This is a genomic window from Diaphorobacter ruginosibacter, assembly GCF_040396215.1.
Lineage (GTDB): Bacteria > Pseudomonadota > Gammaproteobacteria > Burkholderiales > Burkholderiaceae_C > Diaphorobacter_A > Diaphorobacter_A ruginosibacter_A.
Window position 1 is genome coordinate 1 of sequence record NZ_JBEBOW010000155.1, and the last position, 7,695, is coordinate 7,695.

A 7,695-nucleotide genomic window follows, 5' to 3' on the forward strand; every position below is an offset into this window, starting at 1 on the left:
TATTGCGCCTTGCATCCCATCGCGCAAAGCCGCTGTCGCGGCGCGAGGAGATCGTCAACACGTTCTCACGCACGCCGGCCCTGGCCCGGGCCCGGGCCGCGCGTCAGGGCCTGGCCACGTGCCAGTTGTTGTTGAGGAAACCATCGCCCGTCTTGTCGCCGGGCCTGGAGTCCTTCACCCAGTTGTAGAGCGGGCGGCCCTTGTAGGCCCATTGTTTGCTGCCATCGTCGCGGATGATCGGGCTCCAGTCGCCGATGGGCATTGCACCCGCCGGCGCGGCCAGCGGCGGCCAGTTGGCGGCGCAGGCGTCGTTGCAGACGCTCCGGCCCGAGCCCGGAACATCCTTGTCGAACACATACAGGGTCATCTGGTTCGGCCCCACCAGCACGCCGTTGAGAACGGTCGCGGGCGATGGAGCCTGCGCGGACATGGGAGCCTTGGTGGACGAGCAGGCCATCAGGGCGGATGCGGCCGCGGCGGTGAGCAGGATTCGGATCATGGTGTGTTCCTCGATGAAAAGGGATCGCGGGCGGCTGCCTCGTCCGCCTGGAGCCAGGGAATGGCCCGGACAGGCCGCGAGACGCGCGCCGCATTGACCGCAGCAGTCTCCCCCGTTTGCGCCGCCCTGGCTGTAACCTTTCGTGCCCTCGGCGTGTCAGCGTTCTTCCGTTGATGCCGTTTCCCTGCAAGAATCAAGGCTTGGCATACGAGCCGACAAACATAGAAAGACAGGTAATCCCATGGGCCGCATCATGACCATACTGGCGGTGATTGGCGTCATCGCCGCCGTCTATTTCACCTGGCGTTACGGCGCGGGAGTCTGATCAGGCCTCGAGCACTTGCGCGGGCACGCGGATGAAGCCCTCCATGAGGATTCGCGCGCTGCGGCTCATGAGCGCCTTGGTGACGATCCACTCGCCGTTCACCTGCCGGGCCTGCGCGCCCACTCTCAGCGTGCCGGACGGATGGCCGAAGACCACCGCGTCGCGCTGGCCGCCTCCGGCCGCCAGATTCACCAGCGTGCCGGGGATCGCCGCCGCCGTGCCGATGGCCACGGCGGCCGTGCCCATCATTGCGTGGTGCAGCTTGCCCATGGACAGCGCGCGCACCACCAGATCGATTTCCCCGGCGTCCACCTGCCTGCCGCTGGAGGTCTGGTAGCTGGTGGCGGGCGCCACGAAGGCGATCTTGGGCGTGTGCTGGCGCCTTGCGGCTTCCTGAGGCGTGGCGATCAAGCCCATCTTCACGGCGCCATGCGCGCGGATCGCCTCGAGCCGCGCGAGCGCGTCGGTGTCGTTGTTGAGCGCGTCCTGCAGTTCGGTTCCGCAATAGCCCAGATCCCGCGCGTTCAGGAAGATCGTGGGAATGCCCGCGTTGATCAGCGTGGCGGGAAAGCTGCCCACGTCCGGCACGTCGAGCCGGTCCACGAGATTGCCGGTGGGAAACATCGCGCCGCCGTCTTCGCCATCGTCCGCGGGGTCGATGAATTCCAGCGGCACTTCCGCGGCGGGGAAGGTCACGCCGTCGAGTTCGAAGTCGCCGCTCTCCTGTACCTGCCCATCGGTGATGGTGACGTGGTTGATGATGGTCTTGCGGATGTTGGCCTGCCAGATGCGGATCGTGGCCACGCCGTTGCGGGGAATGCGCGCCGGCTCGATCAGCCCCATGTGGATTGCGCAGGGGCCGACGGCGGACGAGAGGTTGCCGCAGTTGCCGCTCCAGTCCACGAACGGCTGGTCGATGGAGACCTGGCCGAACAGGTAGTCCACATCGTGGCCGGGCTGCGAGCTTCTGCAGAGGATCACGCCCTTGCTGGTGCTCGATGATGCGTTGCCCATGCCGTCGATCTGCTTGCCGTAGGGATCGGGACTGCCCAGGGCGCGCAGCAGGATGGCGTCGCGTACCTTGCCGGGCTTTTGCGCGGCTTCGGGCAGATCGTCAAGACGGAAGAAGACGCCTTTGCTGGTGCCTCCGCGCATGTAGGTGGCGGGGATGCGGAGTTGGGGAAGTGCGGGCATGGGTGGATGGGTCTCGGGACGAAAAATCGCTTGAATGAAAAGTGCCGGCGCAGCAGCAGCTATACCGCCGCCTTGGCGTTCTCCGCAAGAAAGTCCTGCGCGAATCTTTGCAGCACGCCGCCCGCGTGATAGATCGAAACCTCTTCGGCGGTGTCCAGCCGGCAGGTCACCGGCACGTTCTGCACGGAGCCGTCCCTGCGGCGGATCACCAGCGTGAGGTCGGCGCGCGGCTCGGGCTCTCCTGTCACGTCATACACCTCGGTGCCATCGAGCTGCAGTGTCCTGCGGGTGGTTCCGGGTTTGAATTCGAGCGGCAGCACGCCCATTCCGATCAGGTTGGTGCGGTGGATGCGTTCAAAGCCTTCGGCGGCGATCACCTCGACGCCCGCCAGGCGCACGCCCTTGGCCGCCCAGTCGCGGGAGCTGCCCTGTCCGTAGTCGGCCCCGGCGATGATGATGAGCGGCTGCTTGCGGAGCATGTAGGTTTCGATGGCTTCCCACATGCGCATGACCTTGCCCTCGGGCTCCACGCGCGCCAGCGAGCCCTGGCGTACCGAGCCGTCCTGGTTGAGCACCATCTCGTTGAACAGCTTGGGATTGGCGAAGGTGGCGCGCTGCGCCGTCAGGTGGTCTCCGCGATGGGTGGCGTAGGAGTTGAAGTCCTCCTCGGGCAGCCCCATTTTCGCAAGGTACTCGCCCGCGGCCGAATCCGGCAGGATGGCGTTGGACGGCGAGAGATGGTCGGTGGTGATGTTGTCCGGCAGGATGGCGAGCGGACGCAGGCTCTTGAGGGTGCGCTCTCCAGCGAGCGCGCCTTCCCAGTAAGGCGGGCGGCGGATGTAGGTGGACTGAGCGCGCCAGTCGTAGAGCGGCGGCTCGCTCGCGCCCGCGTGTGCCTGGATGGCGAACATCGGCTCATAGACCGATCGGAACTGCTCGGGCCTGACGGCCTGCCTGGCCACGGCGTCGATTTCCGCGTCGTCCGGCCAGATGTCCTTGAGGCGGATTTCCTTGCCCTCATGCATGCCGAGCACGTCGTTCTCGATGTCGAAGCGGATCGTGCCCGCGATCGCATAGGCCACGACCAGCGGCGGCGATGCGAGAAAGGCCTGCTTGGCGTACGGATGGATGCGGCCGTCGAAATTGCGGTTGCCCGACAGCACCGCTGTCGTGTAGAGATCGCGGTCCACGATCTCCTTCTGGATGGCGGGAGCCAGCGCGCCGGACATGCCGTTGCAGGTGGTGCAGGCAAATGCGACGATGCCGAAGCCGAGCTTTTCCAGCTCCTGCGCGAGACCGGCCTCGTCGAGGTAGAGCGCCACCGCCTTCGAGCCCGGTGCGAGCGAGGACTTCACCCAGGGCTTGCGCGCGAGCCCCATGCGATTGGCGTTGCGCGCGAGCAGCCCCGCGGCAATCACATTGCGCGGATTGGAGGTGTTGGTGCAACTGGTGATGGCTGCAATGATGACCGCGCCGTCGGGCATCTCGCCGGGTGTTTCGGTCCATGGCCGTGCGATGCCTTTGCCTGCGAGTTCGGAGACCGGCAGCCGGGCGTGCGGATTCGACGGCCCGGCCATGGTGCGGGTGACGCCGGACAGGTCGAATTTCAGAACCCGTTCGTATTGCGCCCGCGCCAGCGAATTGGCCCACAGTCCGGCCTGCCGCGCGTAGATTTCCACCAGCCGCACCTGTTCGGGATCGCGGCCGGTGAGCCTGAGATAGTCGATGGTTTGCTCGTCGATGGCGAACATGGCGGCGGTCGCGCCATATTCGGGCGCCATGTTGGAGATGGTGGCGCGGTCGCCGACGGTGAGTCCGCGAGCGCCGCTTCCGTGGAACTCCAGGTAGGCGCCGACGACTTTTTCCTTGCGCAGGAACTGGGTGAGGCAGAGCACGATATCGGTGGCGGTGATCCCGGGCTGGCGCGATCCGCTCAGCTCGACGCCGATGATTTCAGGCAGACGCATCCAGGAGGCGCGCCCCAGCATCACGTTCTCCGCCTCGAGCCCGCCCACGCCCACCGCGATGACGCCGAGCGCATCCACGTGCGGCGTGTGGCTGTCCGTGCCGACCAATGTGTCGGGATAGGCTTCGCCGCCCACGTTGTGGATCACCGGGCTCATGCGCTCCAGGTTGATCTGGTGCATGATGCCGTTGCCCGGAGGGATCACTTCCACGTTCTTGAACGCGCGCTTGCACCAGTCGATGAAGTGAAAGCGGTCTTCGTTGCGGCGGTCCTCTATGGCGCGGTTGCGGGCGAACGCCTGCGGATCGTCGCCGCCGCATTCGACGGCCAGCGAGTGATCGACGATGAGCTGCACCGGAACGACCGGGTTCACCGCCGCCGGGTCGCCGCCCTCGTCGGCAATCGCGTCGCGCAGGCCCGCCAGGTCGACCAGCGCGGTCTGGCCCAGGATGTCATGGCACACCACGCGCGCCGGAAACCACGGAAAGTCGAGTTCGCGCCTGCGCCCGATGAGCTGGGCGAGATAGTCATTCAGGCGCTCCGGATCGGCCTTGCGCACCAGGTTTTCAGCATGCACGCGGGAGGTGTAGGGGAGTGTGGCCCAGGCTCCGGGCTCGATGGCTTCGACGGCGGCTTGCGCGTCATGGAAATACAGGGTCGTTCCGGGTAGCTGCTTGCGATGGGGCGAGTTCATGTGGGTATGTCGGTGGGTGGACATGCCGCGAGCGGGCGCGGGCATGTCTGGAATGTGAAAATCAGTCGGAGTGGATGCCGTTGTCCTTCACGACCTTGGCGTATCGCGGGATTTCAGCCTTGATCAGTTCGCCGAACTGCGCGGGTGTTCCGCCGGCTGGCGACACGCCCGTCGGTTCGAGCTTGGCAACGATTTCCCTGGATGAAAGCCCGGCGTTCAACGCATCGTTGAGTTTCCTGATGATCTCCGGCGCAACCCCTCGGGGCGCGATGAGTCCATGCCAGGCGACCACGTCGTAGCCGGGGACTCCGGCTTCGGCGATGGTGGGAATGTCGGGATAGGCGGCCAGGCGCTTGTCGGTCGTCACCGCGAGCGCGCGCAGCTTTCCGCTCTTGACGTGCTGCATGAGCGCCTCGGTGCCGGCGACCAGCATGTCCACGTTGCCCGCAAGCAGGTCCGTCACCGCCGGGCCCGTGCCTTTGTAGGGAATGTGCGTGGCCTTGGCGCCGGCCATCCCGAACATGTAGGCGGTCGAGATGTGCAGATGGCTGCCATTGCCCGCGGACGCGTAGGTGAGCTTGTCCGGATTGCTTTTTGCGTACGCGATCAGTTCCTGCAGGCTGTTCACCGGCAGCCTGGCGTTCACGCAGAGCACGTAGGCGCCCTTGGAGAGCTGGATCACCGGGGTCATGTCGTTGACCGGGTCAAAGCGGATCTTGTAGAGCGACGGGTTGACGGTGTAGCTTCCGGCAACCAGCAGCAGCGTGTAGCCGTCTGCAGCGGAGCGCAGGGCCAGTTCAGAGCCCAGCGTTCCCCCGGCGCCCGGCCGGTTGTCCACCACGCAGGCCTGGCCGGTGTGCTCGCCCAGGATCGTGGCGGCGACGCGCGCGATGAAATCCGACCCGCCGCCGGGGGCGAACGGACAGATGATCTTCAGCGGCTTGCTGGGGAAGACGTCGGCGGCGTGGGCGTTCCACGAGAGCGGCAGGCCCAGGCTGGCGACTGCGGCTGAAAAGTGGCGGCGGTTGATGGTCATGAAGAGGTCTCCTGCTCTGTAATCAGTGGTTTTGCGAGCGTGCTTGCATCAGCACTCGCACACTGGGAGCAAGGGGTGTGCCAGAGCATCCGGGAGCGGGCCGTGCGCCTCCTGCCAGCCGCCGCGCCTTGCCAGCCCGGGAAGGCCGCTAAGGGCGTTGGCTGGTTTTTCTCGATATGTTTCATGGCTGTTTCAAACCTGAGTTCATTTCGCTCAACCGTGATCCGTCCCCCGGCTCGCCGCGCGCCAGTCGCAGGCGCGAGCTGGCGAGCTGCAGGAGCTGCTGCGTCAGTTCCCGCGAGACGTCAGCCGCGTGGCTGCCGCTCTCGCGGCGCAGCTGGGTCTTGAGCAGCTCGCACAACTGCTCGGCCTCGCGCACTTGCGCGCGGCTGAGCGTCGTCACGGTCATGCCCCGCCGCACGTGCGCGGTGAGCAGGCCTTCGTGGCAGAGCATCTTGAGCGCTTCGCGCACGGGCGTGCGGCTCACTCCGAATTCCTGCGCGAGCGCGCCGTCGCTGACTTCGCTGCCGGGCGGCATCCGGTGCGCGAGGATGCGGTCGCGCAGCTTGCCGGCAATCGCCATGGCCAGCGAATACGGCTGCAATACGCCTTGCCCGTGGGGACGTTCGACCGTTTCACCCGTCACTTGCGCTCCTCGATGGGAACGAAGGCCTGGTCGTCCGGCCCCACGTAGTTGGCGCTCGGGCGGATGATCTTGTTGTCCACGCGCTGCTCGATGATGTGCGCGGCCCAGCCGCTGGTGCGCGCGATGACGAACAGCGGCGTGAACATGGCGGTGGGCACGCCCATCATGTGGTAGCTCACCGCGCTGAACCAGTCGAGGTTGGGGAACATCTTCTTGACTTCCCACATGACGGATTCGAGGCGCTCGGCGATGTCGAACATCTTGGTGGATCCCGCATCCTCGGAGAGCTGCCGGGCCACGCCCTTGATCACCACGTTGCGCGGATCGCTCACGGTATAGACGGGGTGGCCGAAGCCGATGACCACCTCCTTGTTGTCCACGCGCCGGCGCACGTCGGCCTCGGCCTCCTGCGGATTGTCATAGCGCTTCTGGATCTCGAAGGCCACTTCGTTGGCGCCGCCGTGCTTGGGCCCGCGCAGGGCGCCGATCGCGCCGGTGATGGCGGAGTACATATCGCTTCCCGTGCCGGCGACGACACGCGCGGTGAACGTCGATGCGTTGAACTCATGCTCGGCGTAGAGATTGAGCGACGTGTGCATCGCGCGCTCCCACAGCGCGCTGGGCTTGCTGCCGTGCAGCAGGTGCAGGAAATGGCCGCCAATGGAGTCGTCATCGGTTTCCACCTCGATGCGCCTGCCCGAATTGCTGAAGTGATACCAGTACAGCAGCATCGAGCCCAGCGATGCCATGAGGCGGTCGGCGATGTCGCGTGCTCCGGGCAGGTTGTGATCGTCCTTCTCGGGCAGCGCGCAGCCCAGCACGGACACGCCGGTGCGCATCACGTCCATGGGATGGCTGGCGGCGGGAAGCTGCTCCAGCGCCTGCTTGACGCTCGCGGGCAGGCCGCGCAGCGCCTTGAGCTTGTTCTTGTAGGCACGCAGTTCCGGGCGGGTGGGCAATTTCCCATGCACCAGCAGATGCGCGATCTCCTCGAACTCGCACACCTCGGCGATGTCGAGAATGTCAAAGCCACGGTAGTGCAGATCGTTGCCCGTCTTGCCCACGGTGCAAAGGGCGGTGTTGCCGGCGGTCACGCCGGACAGGGCAACGGATTTCTTGGGCTTGAACGAGGATACGGCGGCTTCGGCAACGGCATTCATAGAGGGTCTCCAGGCATGAAGGGCGCGAGACGCTTTCGTGCTGTCCGAAATGCTCGCGCCGGATGGGACGGGCCGTGATCGACCCGCGGTGATTCGCAATTTAAGTTTTTTGCGAATCCGGTTCCATACCTGAAAAGGCGAATCGTTGCGAAGCGGAAGAGATGAGTTTGCGAAT

At 65.8% G+C, this 7,695-nt stretch carries 6 protein-coding genes; all 6 read right to left on the reverse strand.

Annotated elements, in window-relative coordinates; all coding sequences use genetic code 11:
• Positions 1–103 precede the first annotated feature (103 nt).
• The gene (locus ABWP92_RS15330; protein ID WP_353236265.1) at positions 104–499 is read right to left on the reverse strand and encodes a COG4315 family predicted lipoprotein; all 396 of its coding nucleotides are present in this window, start codon (positions 497–499) and stop codon (positions 104–106) included.
• Between the two features lie 325 nt (positions 500–824).
• The gene (prpF, locus tag ABWP92_RS15335) at positions 825–2,018 is read right to left on the reverse strand and encodes a 2-methylaconitate cis-trans isomerase PrpF (RefSeq protein WP_353236266.1); all 1,194 of its coding nucleotides are present in this window, start codon (positions 2,016–2,018) and stop codon (positions 825–827) included.
• Between the two features lie 59 nt (positions 2,019–2,077).
• Positions 2,078–4,678: a Fe/S-dependent 2-methylisocitrate dehydratase AcnD gene (acnD, locus tag ABWP92_RS15340; RefSeq protein WP_353236267.1), complete on the reverse strand. Its 2,601-nt coding sequence runs from the start codon at positions 4,676–4,678 to the stop codon at positions 2,078–2,080.
• Positions 4,679–4,739: 61 nt separating this feature from the next.
• Positions 4,740–5,714, reverse strand: a complete 975-nt coding sequence (locus ABWP92_RS15345) for a Bug family tripartite tricarboxylate transporter substrate binding protein (protein ID WP_353236268.1) — start codon at positions 5,712–5,714, stop codon at positions 4,740–4,742.
• Between the two features lie 181 nt (positions 5,715–5,895).
• Entirely contained in the window at positions 5,896–6,360 is a 465-nt protein-coding gene (locus ABWP92_RS15350; protein ID WP_353236269.1) for a GntR family transcriptional regulator, read from the reverse strand.
• Complete coding sequence (prpC, locus tag ABWP92_RS15355; protein ID WP_353236270.1) at positions 6,357–7,520, reverse strand: bifunctional 2-methylcitrate synthase/citrate synthase; 1,164 nt, start codon at positions 7,518–7,520, stop codon at positions 6,357–6,359. Before prpC ends, ABWP92_RS15350 begins: the two co-directional genes overlap by 4 nt.
• Positions 7,521–7,695: the final 175 nt, after the last annotated feature.

Excerpts from the sequence above, each read along its gene's own strand:
- ABWP92_RS15330 (WP_353236265.1), bottom strand. The coding sequence starts at position 499 with ATGATCCGAATCCTGCTCACCGCCGCGGCCGCATCCGCCCTGATGGCC.
- prpF (WP_353236266.1), bottom strand. The coding sequence starts at position 2,018 with ATGCCCGCACTTCCCCAACTCCGCATCCCCGCCACCTACATGCGCGGA.
- acnD (WP_353236267.1), bottom strand. The coding sequence starts at position 4,678 with ATGAACTCGCCCCATCGCAAGCAGCTACCCGGAACGACCCTGTATTTC.
- ABWP92_RS15345 (WP_353236268.1), bottom strand. The coding sequence starts at position 5,714 with ATGACCATCAACCGCCGCCACTTTTCAGCCGCAGTCGCCAGCCTGGGC.
- prpC (WP_353236270.1), bottom strand. The coding sequence starts at position 7,520 with ATGAATGCCGTTGCCGAAGCCGCCGTATCCTCGTTCAAGCCCAAGAAA.